Annotated in this window: 18 protein-coding genes; 7 read left to right on the forward strand and 11 right to left on the reverse strand. The window is 73.4% G+C overall.

Going from position 1 to position 20945, the window contains the following annotated elements; translation table 11 throughout:
- Nucleotides 1-114 precede the first annotated feature (114 nt).
- Genes ACFQS1_RS12775 through ACFQS1_RS12790 form a run of 4 tightly spaced genes read right to left on the reverse strand, consistent with a single transcriptional unit; the run spans nucleotide 115 to nucleotide 5561 of the window.
- Complete coding sequence (locus ACFQS1_RS12775; RefSeq protein WP_378967313.1) at nucleotides 115-1188, reverse strand: CaiB/BaiF CoA transferase family protein; 1074 nt, start codon at nucleotides 1186-1188, stop codon at nucleotides 115-117.
- The gene (locus tag ACFQS1_RS12780) at nucleotides 1185-3194 is read right to left on the reverse strand and encodes a 3-hydroxyacyl-CoA dehydrogenase NAD-binding domain-containing protein (protein WP_378967315.1); all 2010 of its coding nucleotides are present in this window, start codon (nucleotides 3192-3194) and stop codon (nucleotides 1185-1187) included. Before ACFQS1_RS12780 ends, ACFQS1_RS12775 begins: the two co-directional genes overlap by 4 nt.
- Complete coding sequence (locus ACFQS1_RS12785) at nucleotides 3194-4408, reverse strand: acetyl-CoA C-acetyltransferase (RefSeq protein WP_378967317.1); 1215 nt, start codon at nucleotides 4406-4408, stop codon at nucleotides 3194-3196. Before ACFQS1_RS12785 ends, ACFQS1_RS12780 begins: the two co-directional genes overlap by 1 nt.
- Entirely contained in the window at nucleotides 4398-5561 is a 1164-nt protein-coding gene (locus ACFQS1_RS12790) for an acyl-CoA dehydrogenase family protein (protein WP_378967320.1), read from the reverse strand. The genes ACFQS1_RS12785 and ACFQS1_RS12790 overlap by 11 nt, the downstream gene beginning before the upstream one ends.
- A gap of 63 nt (nucleotides 5562-5624) precedes the next feature.
- On the opposite strand from ACFQS1_RS12790, the gene ACFQS1_RS12795 reads away from it, so the two are divergent.
- The gene (locus tag ACFQS1_RS12795; protein WP_378967322.1) at nucleotides 5625-6233 is read left to right on the forward strand and encodes a TetR/AcrR family transcriptional regulator; all 609 of its coding nucleotides are present in this window, start codon (nucleotides 5625-5627) and stop codon (nucleotides 6231-6233) included.
- A gap of 134 nt (nucleotides 6234-6367) precedes the next feature.
- Here the strand turns inward: ACFQS1_RS12795 and ACFQS1_RS12800 are convergent, their stop codons facing one another.
- Together ACFQS1_RS12800 and ACFQS1_RS12805 are read right to left on the reverse strand one after the other, a co-directional pair.
- A complete protein-coding gene (locus ACFQS1_RS12800) occupies nucleotides 6368-6577 on the reverse strand; it encodes a DUF1918 domain-containing protein (RefSeq protein WP_378967324.1) in 210 nt (69 codons plus the stop codon).
- Nucleotides 6578-6665: 88 nt separating this feature from the next.
- Nucleotides 6666-7190 carry a hypothetical protein gene (locus ACFQS1_RS12805; protein ID WP_378967326.1) on the reverse strand — a complete coding sequence of 175 codons (525 nt, stop codon included), beginning with the start codon at nucleotides 7188-7190 and terminating at the stop codon, nucleotides 6666-6668.
- A 36-nt stretch (nucleotides 7191-7226) separates the two neighbouring features.
- Here ACFQS1_RS12805 and ACFQS1_RS12810 point away from each other — a divergent pair, with 36 nt between their 5' ends.
- Entirely contained in the window at nucleotides 7227-7811 is a 585-nt protein-coding gene (locus tag ACFQS1_RS12810) for a TetR/AcrR family transcriptional regulator (RefSeq protein ID WP_378967329.1), read from the forward strand.
- Nucleotides 7812-7826: 15 nt separating this feature from the next.
- Entirely contained in the window at nucleotides 7827-9275 is a 1449-nt protein-coding gene (locus ACFQS1_RS12815; RefSeq protein ID WP_378967331.1) for an AMP-binding protein, read from the forward strand.
- On the opposite strand, the gene ACFQS1_RS12820 is transcribed toward ACFQS1_RS12815, so the two are convergent.
- The 4 genes from ACFQS1_RS12820 to ACFQS1_RS12835 all read right to left on the reverse strand — a co-directional run bounded on the left by ACFQS1_RS12820 (nucleotide 9218) and on the right by ACFQS1_RS12835 (nucleotide 13321).
- On the reverse strand, nucleotides 9218-10369 hold the full coding sequence (locus ACFQS1_RS12820) for an alpha/beta hydrolase (protein ID WP_378967333.1): 1152 nt from the start codon (nucleotides 10367-10369) through the stop codon (nucleotides 9218-9220). The genes ACFQS1_RS12815 and ACFQS1_RS12820 overlap by 58 nt on opposite strands.
- Before the next feature lie 140 nt (nucleotides 10370-10509).
- Nucleotides 10510-11901, reverse strand: coding sequence for an NAD(P)(+) transhydrogenase (Re/Si-specific) subunit beta (locus ACFQS1_RS12825; RefSeq protein WP_378967336.1), 1392 nt, complete (start codon nucleotides 11899-11901; stop codon nucleotides 10510-10512).
- Nucleotides 11898-12182, reverse strand: coding sequence for an NAD(P) transhydrogenase subunit alpha part 2 (locus ACFQS1_RS12830; RefSeq protein ID WP_378967338.1), 285 nt, complete (start codon nucleotides 12180-12182; stop codon nucleotides 11898-11900). The genes ACFQS1_RS12825 and ACFQS1_RS12830 overlap by 4 nt, the downstream gene beginning before the upstream one ends.
- Nucleotides 12179-13321, reverse strand: a complete 1143-nt coding sequence (locus ACFQS1_RS12835; RefSeq protein WP_378967340.1) for an NAD(P) transhydrogenase subunit alpha — start codon at nucleotides 13319-13321, stop codon at nucleotides 12179-12181. Before ACFQS1_RS12835 ends, ACFQS1_RS12830 begins: the two co-directional genes overlap by 4 nt.
- A 219-nt stretch (nucleotides 13322-13540) precedes the next feature.
- Between ACFQS1_RS12835 and ACFQS1_RS12840 the strand changes: the two genes are divergently transcribed.
- The 3 genes from ACFQS1_RS12840 (at nucleotide 13541) to ACFQS1_RS12850 (ending at nucleotide 17146) form a co-directional block, all read left to right on the forward strand.
- Entirely contained in the window at nucleotides 13541-14539 is a 999-nt protein-coding gene (locus ACFQS1_RS12840) for a zinc-dependent alcohol dehydrogenase family protein (RefSeq protein ID WP_378967342.1), read from the forward strand.
- Between the two features lie 62 nt (nucleotides 14540-14601).
- On the forward strand, nucleotides 14602-15339 hold the full coding sequence (locus ACFQS1_RS12845; protein WP_378967344.1) for an acetoacetate decarboxylase family protein: 738 nt from the start codon (nucleotides 14602-14604) through the stop codon (nucleotides 15337-15339).
- 232 nt (nucleotides 15340-15571) lie between these two features.
- The gene (locus tag ACFQS1_RS12850; RefSeq protein ID WP_378967346.1) at nucleotides 15572-17146 is read left to right on the forward strand and encodes a methyl-accepting chemotaxis protein; all 1575 of its coding nucleotides are present in this window, start codon (nucleotides 15572-15574) and stop codon (nucleotides 17144-17146) included.
- A gap of 39 nt (nucleotides 17147-17185) precedes the next feature.
- Here the strand turns inward: ACFQS1_RS12850 and ACFQS1_RS12855 are convergent, their stop codons facing one another.
- On the reverse strand, nucleotides 17186-18706 hold the full coding sequence (locus ACFQS1_RS12855; RefSeq protein ID WP_378967349.1) for a methyl-accepting chemotaxis protein: 1521 nt from the start codon (nucleotides 18704-18706) through the stop codon (nucleotides 17186-17188).
- A 133-nt stretch (nucleotides 18707-18839) separates the two neighbouring features.
- Between ACFQS1_RS12855 and ACFQS1_RS12860 the strand changes: the two genes are divergently transcribed.
- Nucleotides 18840-20729 (forward strand): propionyl-CoA synthetase, encoded by a 1890-nt coding sequence (locus ACFQS1_RS12860; protein WP_378967720.1) that lies wholly within the window; start codon nucleotides 18840-18842, stop codon nucleotides 20727-20729.
- The last annotated feature ends 216 nt before the right edge of the window (nucleotides 20730-20945 follow it).

Raw genomic sequence — 20945 nt, forward strand, 5'->3', positions numbered from 1 at the left:
CAACGCGGAAACCTGAAGTCCGGCGATTCGCGACGCTCCCGGTGGAGCCCCAGCCCGCGGAGCCGGAGCCCGCGGACCTGGAGCCCGCGGAGCCGGAGCCCGCGGAGCCGGGAGCTACCAGCCGGCGAGCACCTCGTCGACGGTGACCGCGGTGGGGGCGGACGGCGGGCCGGCCGGGGTGCGGCCGAACCGGGGCGCCGGCGCCGGCTGGGCCAGGCCGTCGACCTCGACGAAGGTCTTGCGGGCCCGGTTGTGCGGGTGGGCGGGCGCCTCGGTGGGGGAGAGCACCGGCGCGACACAGGCGTCGGTGCCGGCGAAGACCGCGGCCCACTCATCCCGGGTACGCGTCGCGAAAACTTCCGCGAATCTCGCCCGCAAGGCCGGCCACCCGTCCCGGTCGAGTTGCCCGGGCAGGTCGGCCTCCGCCAGGCCGAGCCCGTCGAGCAGCGCCGCGTAGAAGGGCGGCTCCAACGCGCCGACCGCCACGAAACCGCCGTCCGAAGTTTCGTATGTGTCGTAGAAAGGCGCCCCGCCGTCGAGCAGGTTGGCCCCGCGCGGGAACGGCCAGGAACCGTCGGCGATCATGCCGTGGAACAGCGCCATGAGCAGCGCCGAGCCGTCCACCATCGCGGCGTCGACGATCTGCCCGCACCCGGAGCGCTCCCGTTCCAGCAGGGCCGCCAGGATCCCGACGGCGAGCAGCATGCCGCCGCCGGCGAAGTCGCCGATCAGGTTGAGCGGCGCGTGCGGCCGTTCCCCGGCGCGCCCGAGCGGCTCGAGCGCCCCGGCGACGGCGATGTAGTCGATGTCGTGCCCGGCGCGCGCAGCGAGCGGCCCGTCCTGGCCCCAGCCGGTCATCCGCCCGTACACGAGCCGGGGGTTGATCTTCTCGCAGTGCGCCGGGCCGAAGCCGAGGCGCTCGGCCACCCCGGGCCGGTAGCCCTCGACCAGCACGTCGGCGCGCTCCACCAGGCGCAGCAGGGCGTCGAGGCCGTCCGGCGCCTTCAGGTCGAGCTCGACCACCCGGCGGCCGCGCTGCAACGGCCCGGGCGGCGGGACGTGCCCGCCGCCGGGCCGGTCGACCAGGATCACGTCGGCGCCGAGGTCGGCCAGGATCATGCAGCCGAACGGTCCCGGCGCCAGCCCGGCGAGCTCGACGACCCGGACCCCGGCGAGGGGTCCGCTCATGCCGGCGCGAATCTTTCGCCGTACCGGGCGGCAAGTTGCGCGGCGCGCCCGGCGAAGTCCGCGTGTTGTTTCGCGAACCGCAGCACCCCGCCGGTCCACGCCGGATAGCCGATGCCGAGGATCGAGCCGATGTTGCCGTCCTCCTCGGTGCGCAGCACGCCCTCGTCGAGACACTTGCGCGCGTCGAGCGCCTCGGCGAACAGGAAACGGTCCTGCAGGTCCGCGAACGGCACCGCGCGGCCCTCGGGGGTGGCGAGCGTCGTGAGGCCGTCCCACAGGCGAGTGCGGCGGCCGTTCTCGTACGTGTAAAAACCGCGCCCCGAAGCGCGGCCCGGCCGGTCGTGCTCGTCGACCATGGCGTCCACGAGATCGTGCGACGGGAGCCGCTCGAAGGCGTCCGTCGCCGCCTCGAACTGCCGCCGGATCCGCTGGATCAGCGCGATGCTCACCTCGTCGGCCAGCGCCAGCGGCCCGGTCGGATAGCCGGCCTGCAGCGCGGCCTGCTCGATCGACGGAGCCGGGACGCCCTCGGCCAGCATGCCGATCGCCTCGTCGAGAAACTTTCCGATCACCCGGCTGGTGAAGAACCCGCGCCCGTCGTTGACCACGATCGGGGTCTTGCCGATGCGCCGGCCCAGGTCGAACGCGCGGGCCACGGCCTCGTCGCGGGTCTGCCGGCCGACCACGATCTCCAGCAGCGGCATCTTGCCGACCGGCGAGAAGAAGTGCATGCCGATGAAGTCGGCCGGACGCCCGGACGACGAGGCCAGGCCGGTGATCGGCAGCGTCGACGTGTTGGAGGCGAGCAGCGCGCCGGGGGCGAGAACCGGCTCCACCTCGGCGAAAACTTTCGCTTTCAGCGCCGGATCCTCGAACACCGCCTCGATCACCACGTCGCAGCCGCGCAGGTCCTCGATGTCGGCGGTGGTGACGATGCCCGGGCCGGCCGCTCGCTCGGCCAACGACGGGGTCACGTCCTTGACGACCACCGGCAGGCCGGCGCGGGCGCAAGCTTGCGCGATCCCGGCGCCCATCATGCCCGCGCCGAGCACGGCAACTTTCGTGGCCGGCAGCACTTCGGCGCGCGGCCGGGCGAGGCCGCCGTTGACCGCGCGCATGTCGAAGAACAGCGCGCCCATCATGTTCTTGGCGATCTGCCCGGTGAGCAGGGTGATCAGGTGCCGGGTCTCGATCACCTCGGCGGTCGCGAAGTCGACCTGCGCGCCCTCGACCGCCGTCGCCAGGATCGCCTCGGGCGCCGGTAGGCGGTTGCCCTTGAGCTGCTTGCGCAGGGTGGCGGCGAAGGCGGGCAACTGCGCGGCCAGTTTCGGGGTGCTGGGCGAGCCCCCGGGGATCTTGAAGCCGGGCCGGTCCCACGGCTGGGCGGCGCCGGGGTTGGCCGCGATCCAGGCCCGGGCTTTCGCGAACATTTCCTCGGGGGTCGCCGCGACCTCGTCGACCAGGCCGTTCTCGGCCGCGTCCGCCGGGCGCATCCGCCGTCCGGTGAGCAGCCAGGTGGTCAGGGCCGGGGCCAGGCCGAGCATGCGTACGGTGCGGGTCACGCCGCCGGCTCCGGGCAGCAGGCCGAGCGTCACCTCGGGGAAGCCGAGCCGGGTGCCGCGGGCGTCCAGGGCGACCCGGTGGTGGCAGGCCAGGGCGATCTCCAGGCCGCCGCCGAGCGCCGCGCCGTTGATCGCGGCGACCACGGGCCGGCCGTAGGTCTCCAGGCGCCGCAGGTCCCGCTTGATCGTGCCGAGCAGCTCGGCGAGCCGCTCGGTGTCGCCGGGCGTGGCGGTGCTCATCAGGGTGATGTCGCCACCGGCGAAGAAGGTGGTCTTCGCGCTGGTCACGATCACGCCGGTGACCTCGTCGCGCTCGGCCTCCAGGCGGTCGAGGGCCGCGGACATCCCCTCGACGTACGCGGCGTTCATCGTGTTCGCGGACTGGCCGGGGTCGTCCATGGTGAGCGTGACGACGCCGTCCGCGGCGCGTTCGTACTGGAACATCAGAGCCTCTCGATCACGGTGGCGACGCCCATGCCGCCGCCGATGCACAGGGTGACGACGGCGCGGCGCTGATCGCGGCGCTCCAGTTCGTCCAGGGCGGTGCCGAGCAGCATCGCGCCGGTCGCGCCGAGCGGGTGGCCGAGCGCGATGGCGCCGCCGTTGACGTTGACCTTCTCGGGATCGAGGCCGAGGTCGCGCTCGTACTTGAGCACGACCGCGGCGAACGCCTCGTTGATCTCGAAGAGGTCGATGTCGCCGGTCTGCAGGCCGGCGATCGCGAGCGCCTTGCGCGTCGCCGGGATCGGGCCGGTCAGCATGATCGTCGGCTCGGCGCCGGTCACCGCCGCGGCCACGATGCGGGCCCGCGGGGTCAGCCCCGCTCGTTCGCCCGCCTCTTGCGAGCCGATCGCGACGATCGCCGCGCCGTCCACGATCCCCGACGAGTTGCCGGCGTGGTGGACGTGGTCGATCCGCTCGAGCCAGTGGTATTTCTGCAGCGCCACGGCGTCGAAGCCGGCCGCCTCGCCGATCGTGGCGAAGGACGGCGTGAGCTTGGCCAGACCCTCGCGGGTGGTGTCGGGGCGCGGGTGCTCGTCGGCGCGGAGGACGGTCAGGCCGCTGGGGTCGCGCACGGGCACGATCGAGCGGTCGAAGTGCCCGGCGGCGATCGCCTTGGCCGCCCGTTCCTGCGAGCGCAACGCGTACCCGTCGACGTCCTCCCGCGAGAAGCCCTCGACGGTGGCGATCAGGTCGGCGCTGATGCCCTGCGGGACGAAGCCGGTGTCCAGGGCGGTCTCGGGGTCGAGGAACCAGGCGCCGCCGTCGGAGCCCATCGGGTTGCGCGACATCGACTCGACGCCGCCGGCCAGGATCAGGTGCTCCCAGCCGCCGCGGATGCGGGCCGCGGCCTGGTTGACCGCCTCGAGGCCGGAGCCGCAGAAGCGGTTGAGCTGCACCCCGGCGGTGGTGTCGGGCAGGCCGGCCAGCAGCGCGGCGGCGCGGGGGAGGTCGCCGCCCTGCTCGCCGATCGGGGTGACGATGCCGAGCACGAGGTCCTCGACGGCGGCCGGGTCGAGCCCGGGGTTGCGTTGCCGGATCGCGTCGATCAGGCCGGTGACCAGCGAGATCGATTTGACGCCGTGCAGCGCGCCGGTCGGTTTGCCGCGGCCGCGCGGGGTGCGCACCGCGTCGAACACGAAAGCCTCAGAGGACACGGGCGATCAGCTCCTTCATGATCTCGTTGGTGCCGCCGTAGATCTTCTGCACCCGCGCGTCGGCGTACATCCGCGCGATCGGGTACTCCGTGGTGTAGCCGTAGCCGCCGAAGATCTGCAGGCACTTGTCGACGACCTCGCACTGCCCCTCGGTGAGCCACAGCTTGGCCATCGCGGCCGTCGGCACGTCGAGCTCACCACGGGCATGGCGGGCGATGCAGTCGTCCAGGAAAATCCGGGACGCACGCGTACGGGTGGCGCAGTCGGCCAGCACCATGCGGGTGTTCTGGTGGCCGAGCAAAGGTTTCCCGAAAGCGGTGCGCTCTTTCGCGTACGCGACGGTCAGTTCCAGTGCACGTTGCATGGCGGCCACCGCGCCGACCCCGATGACCAGCCTTTCCTGAGGAAGCTGGGCCATCATCTGGTAGAAGCCCGCGCCCTCTTCGCCGAGAAGATTCGCCGCGCTGACCCGGAAACTGTCGAAGAACAACTCGGCCGTGTCGTTGGCGTGCAGGCCGATCTTGCCGAGCAACCGGCCGCGCTGGAATCCCGCCGGTTCGCCGGAAACTTCGCACACGATCAGGCTGATGCCGGCGGCGCCCTGCGACGAGTCGGTCTTGACCGCCAGGATGACCAGGTCGGCCAGGCCGCCGTTGGTGATGAACGTCTTCGACCCGCTGATCACGTAGTCGTCGCCGTCCCGCACCGCCGTGGTGCGCATCGCCTGCAGGTCGGAGCCGCCGCCGGGCTCGGTCATCGCGATCGCGCCGATCAGCTCGCCGGTGCAGAGGCCGGGCAGCCAGCGCCGCTTCTGCTCCTCGGTGCCGTAGTGCCGCAGGTAACCGGTGACGATCCCGTTGTGCACGGCCAGGCCGAGGCTGCCCTCGCCGGCCATCGTCTGCTCGTGCAGCAGCACCGCCTCGTGGGTGAAATCGCCGCCGCCCCCGCCGTACTCCTCGGGCACGCTCAGGCCGAGCAGGCCCAGCTCGCCGGCGCGCCGGTAGTGCTCGCGGTCGGGGTGGCCCTGCCGCTCGAGGCGATCGGCGTGCGGCAGCACCTCTTCGGCGAAGAAGTCACGGGCCAGCTCGGCGAGGTCGTCGTGCTCCGGCTTCAGCCACGGCGGGGCGTACCCGTCCAGTCCGGGGGTGGGCATGACTCCACTCTCCCGGGATTGTTGGCAGTGTGTCAACAAGCTCCGGCCGGTAAGGTCGCCCTCGTGAGTGTGGAGCTGGGGCAGCGCCGCCGCCTCGAGCCGGACGCCCGCCGCGAGCAGATCCTGTCGGTCGCCGTGCGGCTGTTCGGCGAGCGCGGCTACGCCGACGTGTCGACCGGCGACGTGGCCCGCGGCGCCGGCGTGGCCCGCGGCCTGGTCAACCACTACTTCGGGACCAAGAAGGAGCTGTACCTCGAGGTCATCCGGGTGATGCTCACCGTCCCCGAGACCGCCCTGACCCGGCTCCCGCCCGCCGACGACCTGCCCGCCCGCGTGGACACGATCGTGTCCTGGTTCCTCGACGTGGTCTCCCGGCACAGCACGTCCTGGCTCGGCGCGATCACCGCCGGCGGCATGGCCGGCGACACCGACGTGGACCGGGCGATCGCCGAGGCCATCGACGTCGCCGCCGACCGCGTGCTCACCGCCGTCGGCCGGCCCGGCGGCAGCGGCGCGCTGCATGCGATGGCCCGGTCCTACGTGGGCCTGGCCAACTCCACCGCGCGCGAGTGGCTGCAGCGGGGCGAGCTCACCCGCGCCCAGGTCCACAACCTGCTGACGGCCACCCTGCTGACAATGGCGGACCAGGTGTTCCCCGACATCGGCGCCTGACCGGCCGGTCACCGTCTCTCCGGTGACCGACGCACGCCAAGCCTGGCGGCGGACCCATGCGCGCTGGCGCGCGTCGCGGCCGGGACCGGGTTCGTCTGCCTCGGCGCTTCCTGAGGCGCGCTACGAGGATCCGATCAGTTGCCGCCGTCCCGGTCGGGTCCGAGGCGCTCGACGTGCGCCTCGGGACCCGGGAAGATCAGCCCCTCGTGCCCGTCGTCGAGCCATTTCACCTCGTAGGGCGGAGTGCCGTCCGGATGCCGCAACGCCGTCACCACCCCGACCCGCGTGGTGTCCCCGACATGCACGCCCTTGACCACGATCCGGTCGCCCACCTGTGCCTTCATCCTCCACCTCCGGCGTGTGCGTGGCTCCCCACCGCAGCATGCCCCCGGCCCCCGGGCCCGGTCCAGGAAACGATCTCGCGCACCGGAATCAGCGGCGCGGGAACAGGGTGTAGCTGAACGAGATCACGAAGTCGATGACCAGGACGACGGTCCACACGCCCAGCACCGACCACAGCGGGCGCACCCGGTCGAGGTCGCCCACCAGCGCCGTGAAGACGCCGAGCACCGCGGCCCCGATCACGTACGCCAGCAGGTGCCTCGTCCACAGCCGGCGCTCCCGGGCGGCGTGCGCCGGGCCGGTGCGGGGCGGCTTGACCGGAGGCGGGCCGCCGGCGAAGCGGTGGGCGAAACGCTGGTCGGCCCAGCCGATCATCTGCGGGCCGAACGCCACCGACGTTCCGATGTAGACCGCCGCCAGGCCGTGCGCGGGGTCGGCCGTGCCGCCGTTGAGCAGGTCGATCAGCGCCACCGCCAGCAGCACCACGTCGACCGCCGGCACCGCCAGCAGGAGCACGGTGCTGAGCCGGCGGGCGCGCAGCACGTACCGCGCGGCCAGGCCCGCCACGAGCAGGACCCAGAATCCGATCTCACAAGCGACTATCACGGGTAGCATTTCTCGTTTATAACACGGTCGTGCTATAAAGATGGCATGCCCAAGGTCGTGGATCGCCGGCAGCGCCGCAAAGAGCTGGCCGCAGCCGTCTGGCGGGTCATCGTGCGCGACGGGGTCGCCGAGGTCTCGATCCGGTCGGTGGCGGCCGAGTCGGGCTGGTCGACCGGGGCCTTGCGGCACTACTTCGCCACCCGCGCCGAGTTGCTGGCGTTCGCATGCGAGGAGGTGATCGCCCAGGTCACCGACCGGCTGGCCACCATGCCGGTGCCCGCCGATCTGCGCGCGGCGGCCGGCGCCGTGCTCCTGGAGACCATGCCGGTCGACGAGCGCCGCCGCACCGAGGCCGAGATCGCCTTCGCGTTCCTGGCTCTCGGCCTGCGGGATCCCGCGCTCGCCCGGGTCCAGCGGCTGCACTTCGGCAGCATGTTCGAGCTGTGCCTGCGACTGGTCACGCAGCTGGCGCCCGGCCGGCCCGCGCCCCGCGAGGCGGCCCGGCACCTGCATGCCCTCGTCGACGGCCTGACCGTGCACGTGCTGGCCGGCCACCTCGGCCCGGCCGAGGCGATCGATCAGCTGAACGCGCATCTGGACACCCTGGCGGGGCCGCCCGGCGGCGGATGACGAGAGAATGCGGGGATGCCGCTGCTGTCCGCCCTCCTGCAACCCGACGATCTCGACGCCGCGCTGTCCACGCCGGACGGCGCCTTCTCCCGGCACGACCTGCTCGGCTGGGCCGCGTCGGTGGCCGCCGACCTGGACGGCGCGCCGATCGTCGCGGTGCGCGCGGCGCCGGGCGCGGCGACCGTCGCGGCGATCGCCGGGGCGCTGCTCGCCGGGGTGCCGATCGTGCCGGTCCCGCCGGACGCCGGCCGGCTCGAACGCGAGCACATGCTCAAGGACTCGGGCGCCGCGCTGCTGCTGTCCGACGACCCGGAGGCGGCCGGCGAGAGCGCGCTCCCGGTCGTACGCGTCTCTCGTCGCGCCAGAGCGACCACCCTCCCAGCGGAACCGGCCGACGGCGCCCCCGCGCTCGTGCTGTACACCAGCGGCACCACGGGCGCGCCGAAGGGGGTGGTGATCTCCCGCGCGGCGATCGCCGCCGATCTGGACGCGCTCGCCGAGGCCTGGCAATGGACGCCGGCCGACACGCTGGTGCACGGTTTGCCGCTGTACCACGTGCACGGCCTCGTTCTCGGAGCTCTGGGGCCCCTCCGGCTGGGCGGCCGGCTCACGCACACCGGGCGGCCGACCCCGGAGGCGTACGCGGAAAGCGCCGGCACCATGTATTTCGGCGTCCCCACCGTCTGGTCCCGGATCGCCGCCCGCCCGGACGCCGCCCGCCGCTTGTCGGCGGCGCGGCTGCTCGTCTCCGGCAGCGCGCCCCTGCCCGGCCCGGTCTTCCACACGTTGCGCGAGCTGACCGGCCAGGCGCCCGTCGAGCGGTACGGGATGACCGAGACCCTGATCACGGTGAGCGCCCGCGCCGACGGCGACCGGCGCGCCGGGCAGGTGGGCCGGCCGCTCGCCGGGATCACCACCCGGATCGTCGACGACCAGGGCGCCGCCGTGCCGAACGACGGGGTGACGATCGGGCACCTGCAGGTCCAGGGGCCGACGCTGTTCGACGGTTACCTGCGCGGCGGCAGCATCCAGTCGTGGGGCGAGGGCTGGTATCCGACCGGCGACGTGGCGACGATCGCGCCGGACGGCTGGCACCGCATCGTGGGGCGGGCCTCGACCGACCTGATCAAGACCGGCGGCTACCGGGTGGGCGCCGGGGAGGTGGAGGACGTGCTGCTGCTGCATCCGGCGGTGCGCGAGTGCGCGGTGGTCGGCCTGCCGGATCCCGACCTGGGGGAGCGCATCACGGCGTTCGTCGTGGGTGACGCGGTGGCCGAGGCCGAGCTGATCGGCTTCGTGGCGGAGCGGCTGGCCGCCCACAAGCGGCCCCGGCAGGTGGTGCGGGTGCCGGAGCTTCCGCGCAACGCGATGGGCAAGGTGCAGAAGGGGCGCCTGCGGGCCGAGGGTCAGGGCGCGGCGACGGCGAGCAGCCCGTCGGCGAAGGTGCGTCGCCAGTTCACGTAGTCGTGGCCGCCCACGTACTCGGTGTAGGTGACCTCGTACCCGCGCCGCACCAGCGCGTCCCGCATCCGCCGCACCACGGTGAGCTGGTCGGGCGCGCCGTCCGGGCCGGGCATCGTCTCGCGGTTCCCCACGTCGAGATAGAAGCGCACATCCACCCGCGGGTGCTTGGCCACCTGCCGGATCAGCCAGCCCGGCGAGCCCTCGCGCGGGCTGGGCCACCAGAAGCTGCCGGACTGGGCGATCACCCCGCCGAACGTCTCGTGGGCGCACATCCCGACGTACGCCGCCGCGAGCCCGCCGCGTGACACGCCGGCGATCACGTTGCCGCGGCGGTCGCGGCCCGCGCCCAGGGTGGCGCGCGCCCAAGGGATCAGCTCGTCGGCCACGAACGTGTGGATCGGGCGGGTGGGCCGCAGGTCGCGCTCCCGGCTGGCCTCGAAGCTGCTCACCAGCAGCGCCATCGTGGGCGGGATCGCGCCGGCGGCGATCAGGTTGTCCAGGACGGTGGGGACGCGCAGGACGCGGCGGGCGATGTAGCCGTCGAAGACCACCAGGACGGGCAGGCCCTCGGCCGGGGTGCCGGCCGGGCGGTAGACCGTCACGGGCCGGGGGCCGCCGAGCGCGGCGCTCGGAATGGTCACCTCGGTGAGGGTGCCGGCGGGCACGCCGGGGCGTGGCCGCGTCCAGGGCTCGGGCGGGGCGCCGGGCAGTTCGAGCACGGACAGCCAGCAGTCGTGGTCGCCGGGGTCGGCCGGGTCGGCCGGGAACAGCAGGCGCGCCGGGTTGCCCGCGTCGATGTGCGTGTGGCCGGCGCCGGAGTCGTCGGCGGGGGCCTGCTCGGCGCCGTCGTGGGCCAGGCAGTAGACGGTGCGCAGCGCGGACGGCATGCGCTGGGTGCCGTGCCACAGGTCGGTGCCGGGCGCCCGCGACATCGGCACGTCCACGCCCCACCAGGCCCGCGTGGTGGCCGCCTCGCCCCGCCACAGGAACGTCACGAGCGCCGACTCCTCGTCGCAGGGCTCGACGAGGGGGGTGCCGCGCTCGGTGGCCGCCGCCCAGAAGTCCGCCACATGGGCGGGGGACAAGTCGGACAACAGCCGGCTGATGCTCGAGCTTCGCAAGACGTCCCCCCGTGCCCCGGCGTGACGGTTCCGCAACCGAGCGTTCCAAGTCGATCTTCAGGTGTCAAGCGATCGAAGTCGATAAACATGCTCTCCACAGCAAAATCAAAACCTCAGCTCGCGTACGCGTGCAGCCCGCTCAGCAGGGCTGCCAGGCCGGCCTTGGCATCCGCGAAGAGCATCGCGGTCCGCGGGTCCGTATAGAGCTCGTTGTCGATGCCCGCGTAGCCGTGCCCCAGTGACCGTTTGAGCACGATGACCGAGCGTGCCTTGTCGACGTCGAGGATCGGCATCCCGGACACCGGGTTGCCGGGCCGCCGCGCCGCCGGGTTGGTCACGTCGTTCGCCCCGACCACGAGCACCACGTCGGTGCGGGCGAACTCGGGATTGCTCTCCTCCAGATCACGCAGCTGCGGGTAGGGCGCGTTCGCCTCGGCCAGCAGCACGTTCATGTGCCCCGGCATCCGCCCGGCCACCGGGTGGATCGCGTAGGTCACCTCGACCCCGCGCTCGGTGAGCGCCTCGGCCAGGGCGACCGCCTCGTGCTGGGCCTGGGCGGCCGCCAGCCCGTAGCCGGGGACGATGACGACCTTGCCGGCGTACGCGAGCTGGATCGCCGCGTCGTCGGGAGTGATCTCCCGTACCGATGCCGAACCCGGGCCCGCGGCGACCGCGACCGCGTCGCCGGTGCCGTAACCACCCGCGATGATCGCGCCGATCGGCCGGTTCATGGCGTCGGCCATGAGCTTGGTCAGGATCGCGCCGGCCGCGCCCACCAGGCCGCCGGCGATGATCAGCGGGGTGCTCTCCAGGACGAAGCCGGCCATCGCGACCGCGGTGCCCGTGCACGCGTTGAGCAGCGAGATCACCACCGGCATGTCGGCGCCGCCGATCGGCAGCGTGAGCAGCACGCCGGCCGCCAGCGCGGCGACCGCGACCCCGGCCAGCAGCCACGGCTCGGCGTCGCCGGCGACGAACCAGATGCCCATCGCCACCGCGGCCACGGCGAGCCCGGCGGAGATCCACCGCCCGGACGGCACGGTGATCGGCCGGCCCGGGATACGCCCGGCGAGCTTGCCCGAGGCGACCAGCGAGCCGGTGAAGGTGACCGCGCCGATCGCGACGTCGAGCACGCCGGTGACGGCGGCCTGCGCCGACGCGGCCCGGTCGCCCAGCGCGATCAGGGCCGCCGCGCCGCCGCCGACGGCGTTGAACAGGCTGACCAGCTGCGGCATCGCGGTCATCTTGACCCGCCGGGCGGCGATCAGTCCGGCGGCGCCGCCGGCCACCGACCCGATGACCAGGGCGAGCACCGCCGGCGACGTGAGGCCGCCCTGGTCGATGAGGACGACGGCGGTGGTGAGGATGGCGACGGTCATGCCGACGGCGGAGATGCGGTTGCCGCGGCGGGCGGTCGCGGGCGCGTTCATCAGGTGCAGGCCGGCCACGAAGCTGGTCGCGCAGGCGAGGTAGACCAGGTGGACGATCGTGTCGAAGGCGCTCATGACCGGCTCCGGAACATCGCGAGCATGCGGTCGGTGACCAGGTAGCCGCCGGCCACGTTCATGGCGGCGCAGAACGCGGCGACGGCCAGCAGCACGTAGCCGCCGACGCCGGTCACGGTGGCGGCCAGCAGCATCACGCCGACGATGACCACGCCGTGGATCGCGTTGGCGCCGGACATCAGCGGGGTGTGCAGGGTCGCCGGCACCTTGCTGATCACCTCGAAGCCGACCAGCAGCGCGAGCGTGAAGACGGTCAGATCGGCCAGCAACATCGGGCTCATGAGCGGATCTCCCGTTCGAAGAGGGCCTTGACCCGGGGATGCACGACGTGGCCGCCGTGGGTGACGATCACGGCCTGCTGGATCTCGTCGTCGAGGTCGAGAACGACCTCGCCGCCGGGCATCAGGGCGGCGATCAGGGCGAGCAGATTTCTTCCGTACGCCGTGGACGCGGCGCTCGGCACGGTCGCGGCGAGGTTGGCCGCCCCGATCACGGTGACGCCGCCGTCGGTGACCGTGCGGGTGTCCGGGACCGAGCCCTCGACGTTGCCGCCGGCCGCGGTGGACGCCAGGTCGATCACCACCGAGCCCGGCCGCATCGCGGCGAGCGCGTCCGCGGCGACCAGCAGCGGCGGCGACCCGCCCGGCACCTGGGCGGTGGTGATCACGACGTCGAAGCGGGGCACCGCCCGGGCCAGCCCGCGCAGCTGGGCCTGCGCCTCGTCGCCGGTGAGCTCGCGCGCGTAGCCGCCCTCGGCGTCGGCGCTGGGCGTGCCCAAGTCGAGCACGGCGGCGCCGGTCGAGGCCAGGTCGGCGCGGGCCGCCTCGCGCACGTCGTACCCGGTGACCAGCGCGCCGAGCCGGCGCGCGGTGGCGATCGCCTGCAGGCCGGCGACGCCGGCGCCGAGGACCAGGACCTGGGCCGGGCGGGTGGTGCCGGCGGCGGTCATCAGCATCGGGAAGAAGCCGGGGTACGCCTCGGCGGCCAGCAGCGCCGCCTTGTAGCCGGCCACGTTGGCCTGCGAGGTCAGCGCGTCCATCGCCTGCGCCCGGCTCAGCGTGCGGGGCAGCAGGTCGAGACTGATCGCGGTGACGCCGGTGGCGGCCAGCCGCTGGGCCAGGCCGGGATCGTGCAGCACCCCGAGCAGGCCGATCAGCACCTGGCCGGGGCGGCAGTCGCCGGCGTCCTCGGGCGGGTGCAGGCAGAGCACGATGTCGCTCTCCGCGTACACCTGCCGGCGGCTGCCGACCGCGCAGCCGGCGCCGGTGTAGCTCACGTCCTCGAACCAGGCCCGATGGCCGGCGCCGGTCTCCACCAGCACCTCGACGTCCTGTTTGCGCAGCCGCTCGGCCCCGTCCGGGGGGAGAGCGACCCGCCGCTCCCGCCCCGCCGTCTCCCGCAGCACCCCGACCGTTGTCATGTCCACCTCGTCGTAGATCGACCCCGTCGCCTTCGACTCTGGCCCATGACGGCGTTCGTGGCCACCTACCGCGGTGTGTCATACCCCGGTCCGCCGCGCTTCGGCGGCCTCGGCGCCTCCTGCCGCGGTGTGTCATACCCCGGTCCGCCGCGGTATTCATACCCCGGGCCGACGCGCGCCGGCGCCGCCGGGGCCAAGATGGAGGCCGGAGGTGACGGGATGCGGGGATGGCAGGTGGAGCACCCGGGCCCGGACATCGCGCGGGCGGTGCGGCCGGTGGAGATGCCGGTCCCGCGGCCCGGGCCGGGCGAGGTGCTGGTGGAGGTCGACGCGTGCGGGGTGTGCCGCACCGACCTGCACGTCACGATGGGCGAGCTGCCGCCGCACCGGCCGTCGGTGGTCCCCGGGCACGAGGTGGTCGGGCACGTCGCGGGCCTGGGCGACGGGGTGGCCGAGTTCCGCGAGGGCGACAAGGTCGGCGTCGCCTGGCTGCGCTCGACCTGCGGGGAGTGCCGGTTCTGCCGGTCGGGGCAAGAAAATCTCTGCCCGGGGTCGCTCTACACCGGATGGGACGCCGACGGCGGCTACGCACAGTACACAACCGTGCGGGCCGAATTCGCCTACCGGCTGCCGTCCGGCTATCCCAATGCGGAGCTCGCGCCGCTGCTGTGCGCCGGCATCATCGGATACCGGGCCCTCACCCGGGCCGCCCTGCCACCCGGCGGGCGGCTGGGCATCTTCGGCTTCGGCGGCTCGGCGCACCTCACGGCGCAGGTCGCCATCGCCTCGGGCGCCGAGGTGCACGTCTTCACCCGCAACCCGCGGGCGCAGAAGCTGGCGTCGGACCTCGGGGCCGCCTCGGCGGGCGGCTCCGGCGACGCGCCGCCGGGCTCGCTCGACTCGGCGATCATCTTCGCGCCGAGCGGCGATCTCGTGCCGGTGGCGCTGCGCGCGCTCGACCGGGGCGGGACCCTGGCGGTGGCCGGGATCTACCTGACCGACATCCCGTCGCTGAACTACGACCGCGAGCTGTTCCAGGAGCGGACCCTGTGCAGCGTCACCTCCAACACCCGCGAGGACGGGCGGCGGCTCCTCGACTTCGCGGCCCGGCATCGCCTGCGGGTGGCGGTCGACCCGTACCCGATGGAACGCGCCGCCCAGGCGCTCGCGGATCTCCAAGCCGGACGGGTCGGTGGCGCCGCCGTCCTGGTGCCTTAGCTCGTCGGGCGTTGGCGCTCGTCGATCGACCTGCGGGCGGGAGGGGCGATAAGGTTCCGCGCATGGCGGAGCGCGTCGGGGCCGGGATCTGGTCGATCCAGGGCGAGACGGTCAGGCTGCCGGTGACCATCACCGACGCGCGGATCACCGCGGCCGTCTTCACCGCGCCCGCCGCCGGCGCCCGGCAGGTCCTCGCCGGGGCGCCGCTGCGGCCGTTCGTGCTGTTCGGCCGGGCGATCACCCTGCTCCTGACCGTCCACTACGGACCGTGGGCGCTGAAGACCTACGACGAGGTGGGGATCGGGCTGCTCGTGCTCGGGCCCGGCGGCCGGCCCGGGCTGCACCTCGTCGACCTGCCGGTGACCGGGGCCTTCACCCGCGAGGCCGGGCAGGACTTCTGGGCGCTGCCGAAATGGCTGATGGACGCCGAGCTGACCTTCGGCGCGGCGGCCACCGAGGTCACCGTGCGCGACGGCGGGACGCAGGTGCTGCGCGCGGCCGTCCGCACCGGACGGGTGCCGCTGCCGTTCCCGGTCCGGCTGCCGGTGCCGTGCTGGGCCTGGCTCGATCACGGCGCGCAGGCGGGGCGCCTGCTGCGCGGCGGACTGCCGATGCGGCTGTCAGGCGCGCGGATCGGTGGCGGCGGTTTTGCCGTACGGCTGGGGGAGCACCCGATGGCGGACCGGATGCGCGCGCTCGGGATGCTCGGCCGGCCATGGCTCACCGTGACCGGCGCCCGGCTGACCGGCCGGCTCGGCGAGTTCCGCCCGGTCGACGCTGTCTCACCGGCTCCGCGGTGAACGCGTAGCCGCGCCGCTCCGACTCGTCCAGCAGGATGTCGACGAGCGCGGCGATCCTCGATCGCGCCCCTGCGATCCCGTCCCCGCCTCGGCCGGCGCCCGGCCCGGCCGGCGCGCGATGGTGCGCATACAGGGGCGAAACAGGCATTGCCGAAAATCCGCCACTATTACTCATCCCCGGGCACTTCGGTGCCGATCTTCTGTACGCGACGGTGTGACAGGAGGCACAGGTATGGGTCTGGCTAGATCGTTCGACAACCTTTCGTTGCGGACCAAGATCGGAACGGCGGTGCTGACCGCCACGGTGAGCGGCCTGATCGTCGGTGGCGTGTCCATCGGCACGCTGCGGGCGCAGAACGCGGAGGCGGCCACGGCGCAGCGCAAGACCATCGAGGTCGAGGCGGCCGCCGGCTCGTTCGCCAAGAACATCGAGGCGTTCGGCGGGGGGATCTCGGCGCTGCAGCTGTATCCCTCGCTGGCCGATCAGATCAACCAGGGGATCCAGGCCGACAAGGCCGCCGTCACGGACGCGCTGGCCAGCCTCGGGAGGAGCCTGGCGAACGACCCGACCGGCGCCGCGGCGGTGGCCAAGGCCGACCAGGACTGGCAGGCGTATCTGGACTTCAACAACACGGACCATTCGAAGTCCGGCGATCTGACCGCGCTCGCCGCGGAGTACAACAAGCTCTACGGCGCGCTGGTGGCCGACGAGGGCGTTCTGCAGAGCAGGGCGCAGGCGCTGTCCGACCAGAGCATCGCCAAGGCGGAGAAGGCCGGGCGCACCGCGACCTGGACGGTCACCGGCCTGCTCGGGGTGGGCGTGCTGCTCAGCCTCCTGATCGGGTTCCGGGTCGCGGGCCGGGTGCGTGGCGCGGTCCGGGGCGTCGCGCACGTCGCCGAAGGCCTCGCCGATGGCGACCTGACGCGTACGTCGGGGGTCGACACCCAGGACGAGGTGGGCCGGATGGCCGCGGCCCTGGACCGCGGCCTGAGCCGCCTGCGCGAGGACCTGGTGCAGCTGGCCGGCAACGCCGGCACCCTGAACTCGGCGGCCGGCCAGCTGACCGCGGTCTCCGGTGAGGTCGACGCGGCCGCGTCCGAGGCGTCGGCGCAGGCCGGCTCGGTGGCCGCCGCGGCCGACGTGGTCTCCAACAACCTGCAGGTGGTCTCGGCCGGCTCGGAGGAGATGGGCTCGGCGATCCGCGACATCAGCGTGTCGACGACCGAGGCCTCCGAGGTCGCCGTGCAGGCCGTCGAGGTGGCGGCGCAGACCAACGCGATCGTGGCCCGGCTGGGCGAGTCGTCCAGCGAGATCGCCACGGTGGTCAAGACCATCACCGCGATCGCCGAGCAGACCAACCTCCTCGCGCTGAACGCCACCATCGAGGCGGCCCGCGCGGGCGAGTCGGGCAAGGGCTTCGCCGTCGTCGCCGGCGAGGTCAAGGACCTCGCCCAGGAGACCGCGAAGGCGACCGAGGACATCTCCCGCCGGGTGCAGGCCATCCAGATGGACACCGACGGCGCGGTCACCGCGATCGGCGAGATCTCCGCGATCATCGAGCGGATCAACGGCATCCAGCTGGCCATCGCCTCGGCGGTGGAGGAGCAGACGGCGACCACCCAGGAGATGAACCGCACGCTGTCGGAGGCGGCGGCCGGCGCCGGCAACATCGCCCAGACGATCGGCACGGTCTCGGACGCGACCCGGCGGACGTCCGGCGCGGTCGGCGACACCCGGTCGGCGGCCGACGAGCTGGCGGTCACGGCCACCCAGCTGCAGCAGCTGGTGGCGCGCTTCCGGTACTGAGAAGCGAACGAGCGCTGAGCCCGCGGGAAACCGAAGGGCTCAGCGCTCGAACGCGTGCGCCATCGTGGCCTGCTCCTCGAGGACCTCGCCGATCCGGGCCTGCACCGCGTCCATCTGCCCGATGGTGTCGCTGGTGGTGCGGATGCCGGCGGCGACCGACCCGGCGCTGGCCTGCAGGGCGGCGATCTGCTCGGAGACCCGCTGGGTCGCCTCGGCGGTCTCCCGGGCGAGCTCCTTGACCTCGCCGGCCACGACCGCGAACCCCTTGCCGATCTCGCCGGCCCGGGCCGCCTCGATGGTGGCGTTCAGCGCGAGCAGGTTGGTCTGGTCGGCGATCGAGGTGATCACCTTGATGACGTCGCCGATCGAGTTGGAGGCCTCGCCGAGCGCGGTCACGTCGCCGGTCATGTCCGAGGCCCGGGCCACCGCCTCGTCGGCCACCCGCGCGGCGTCGCCGGTGGCGGCGCGCAGCCGGTCGACCGTGTCCAGCAGGGCGCGGGCGTTCTGCGCGGAGATCTCGGCGTTGCGCACGATGTCGAGGCGCTGCGAGACCAGTTGCTGGACGTTGCGCAGCGACGACGCCCGGGACTCGCTGAGCTCGATGAACTCGGTGGTGAAGAAGTCCATCGTGCCGACGATGCGGTCGAGGCTGACGATCGGGAAGCAGACCCCGGAGCGGACCCCGGCCCGGGCGGCGGCCGGCGCGCGGACGCAGTCGGTGAGGTCGCCGATGTTGCGGACGAAGACCAGGTCCCGCTGCCGCCAGGCGCGCCCGGAGAGCCCGACGCCCTCGGCGAACGTCGCGGCCAGGGTCACCTTGCGGAACTCCTCGCCGGCCGAACCCGACTCGACCTGGAACCTGAGCACGCCCTCGTCCTCGTCGATCTGCCAGTAGGACCCGTAGGCCCAGCCGAACGCGGTGCGGACCGCGTCGAGGGCGGACTTGAGGGCGCGGGCCGAGTCGCTGCTGTGGCCGAGGGCGCTGACCACGTTGGTCACCGCGAGCCGGTCGTCGGCGAGCTGCCGCGCGGTGAAGTGGGCCAGGGCGGCCTCCCGGGCCTGCTCGGCGACCCGCATGATCGCGCCCCACTTGCCGATCAGCGCGCTGTCCACGGCGAACTCGGTGCGGCCGTAGAACTCCATCACGGCGGTGACCTGCCCGCGCACGCAGATCGGCAGGGCCAGGGCGGCGCGGGCCCCGGTCCGGACGGCGGCGGCGAGCCGCGAGTCGCCGTCCCGGTAGGTGTCGTCGGCGTAGATCGGCTCGCGCCCGCGGACCGCCTGCTGCACCAGGCCGGGGTGGGCCGCGGTGCCGCTGAGCGCGGAGGCGATCCGGCCCAGCTCGTACTCGAGGCGAGGTGCGCCGTTCTCGACGATCCAGGCCGCGCCGTACTCCATCTCGTAGAACTCGACGTAGGTGGACGCGAAGATCCGCCACGTGCTCGCCTCGTCGGTGACGCTCTCGAGGTTCGCGATGAACTCCTCGAGCGCCTCGACGTCGCGAGGCATGCGGGGCGGCGCCGCGGGCCGGTCCGCGGTCCGGCTTCCGAACAGACCCATGAAATCAGGCTACGGAGCGACATCACGGATTTGTCGGTTATCGGGAGGTTGACCCGGCCGGTTCGGCGCACCCGGCGCGCCGTTCGGCGCACCGGCCTGGACGCGGCGACGGCCGCGGGTGCTGACTGACCCTATGGGCGAATACCGGCGGCAGTACGAGCGGAGCGTGACCGACCCCGAGGGCTTCTGGCGGGACGCGGCCGCCCTGATCGACTGGGTGACGCCGCCCGGCCGGATCCTCGACGACGACCGCCCGCCGTTCTACCGGTGGTTCCCCGGCGCCGAGCTGAACACATGCTTCAACGCGCTCGACCGGCACGTCGAGGCGGGATTCGGCGCCCGGGTGGCCCTGGTGCACGACAGCCCGGTGACCGGCGTGCTCTCCTCGTACACGTATGCGGGCCTTCGCGACGAAGTCGCCGTCTTCGCGGGCGCTCTGCGGAGGCTGGGGGTGGCGAAGGGCGACCGGGTCGTCATCTACATGGCGATGATCCCGGAAACTGTCGTGGCCATGCTCGCGTGCGCCCGGCTCGGGGCGGTGCACTCGGTGGTGTTCGGCGGCTTCGGCGCGAAGGAGCTCGCCGCGCGCATCGACGACGCGCGGCCGGAAATTGTCGTGGCGGCGTCGTGCGGCGTGGAGGCCGGCCGGGTCGTGCCCTATCTGCCGATGCTCGACGCCGCGCTCGAGCTGGCCACCCACCAGCCGTCCCGCTGCGTGATCTTCCAGCGGCCGCAGGACCCCGGCTCGCTGCGCGCCGGACGCGACCTGAGCTGGGCGGAGGCCGTGGACGGCGCGTCACCGGCGCCGTGCGTGCCGGTGGCCGCGACCGACCCGCTGTACATCCTCTACACCAGCGGCACCACCGGGAAACCCAAGGGCGTGGTGCGCGACAACGGCGGTCACGCGGTCGCGTTGCGCTGGTCGATGCGGGCGATCTTCGACACCGGGCCGGGCGACGTCTTCTGGGCCGCGTCCGACGTCGGCTGGGTGGTGGGTCACTCCTACATCGTGTACGCGCCGCTGCTCACCGGCGCGACCACGATTCTCTACGAGGGCAAGCCGGTCGGCACCCCCGACGCCGGCGCGTTCTGGCGGGTCGCCGCGCAACACCGGGTCACCACCATGTTCACCGCGCCCACCGCGATCCGCGCCATCAAGAAGGAGGACCCCGGGGGCGCCACGCTGCGCGGGCGCGATCTGAGCGCGCTGCGGACGCTCTTTCTGGCGGGGGAGAGGCTCGACCCGCAGACGTACGAGTGGGCCGGCGACCTCCTGAAGGTGCCGGTGATCGACAACTGGTGGCAGACCGAGACCGGCTGGCCGGTCGCGTCCGGCCCCCGCGGCATCGAGAAGCTTCCCACCAAGGCCGGCTCGCCGTCGTTCCCGGTGCCGGGCTACCGCGTGCGCGTCGTCGACCCGGCCGGCGCCGACGTGAAGCCGGGCGAGGACGGCGCGATCGTGCTGGAGCTGCCCCTGCCGCCCGGCTGCCTGCCCACCCTGTGGGGCGACGACGAGCGCTACGTGCGGTCGTATCTTTCCGCGTACCCCGGAAACTATCTGACCGGCGACGGCGGCCGTTTCGACGAGGATGGCTACCTGTACGTCATGGGCCGCACCGACGACGTGATCAACGTGGCCGGTCACCGCTTGTCCACCGGCGCGATGGAGGAGGTCCTCGCCGGCCACCCGGCGGTCGCCGAGTGCGCCGTGATCGGGGTGGCCGACCCGCTCAAGGGCCAGTTGCCGCGCGGCTTCGTGGTGCTCAAGAGCGGCGCCGAGGTCGACCCGATCGGCCTCGAGGAGGAGCTGGTCGCGATGGTCCGCGCGCAGATCGGCCCGGTGGCGTCGCTGCGCCGCGTCGACGTGGTGGCCGGCCTGCCGAAGACCCGCTCCGGCAAGATCCTGCGGCGCACCATGCGGGGCATCGCCGACGGGCGCGAGGAGCCGCCACCGTCCACGATCGACGACGTGACCGTGCTCGACCGCCTGCGCCCGATCCTGGTGGACCGCCGGCCCGGCTGAGCCGCACCTGCCGTGCCCGGCCCTTCCGGACCCGCCGGCTGAGCCGCACCTGCCGTGCCCGGCCCTTCCGGACCCGCCGGCTGAGCCGCACCTGCCGTGCGGCCCTTCCGGACCCGCCGGCCGGGCCGCACCTGCCGTGCCCGGCCCTTCCGGACCCGCCGGCTGGGCCGAGCCGGCGCTCGCCGGGCAGGAGTGCCGCTGGCAATGTCGGCCGCT

The sequence above is a fragment of the Paractinoplanes rhizophilus genome, assembly GCF_042664765.1.
In the GTDB taxonomy this organism is placed as follows: domain Bacteria; phylum Actinomycetota; class Actinomycetes; order Mycobacteriales; family Micromonosporaceae; genus Actinoplanes; species Actinoplanes rhizophilus.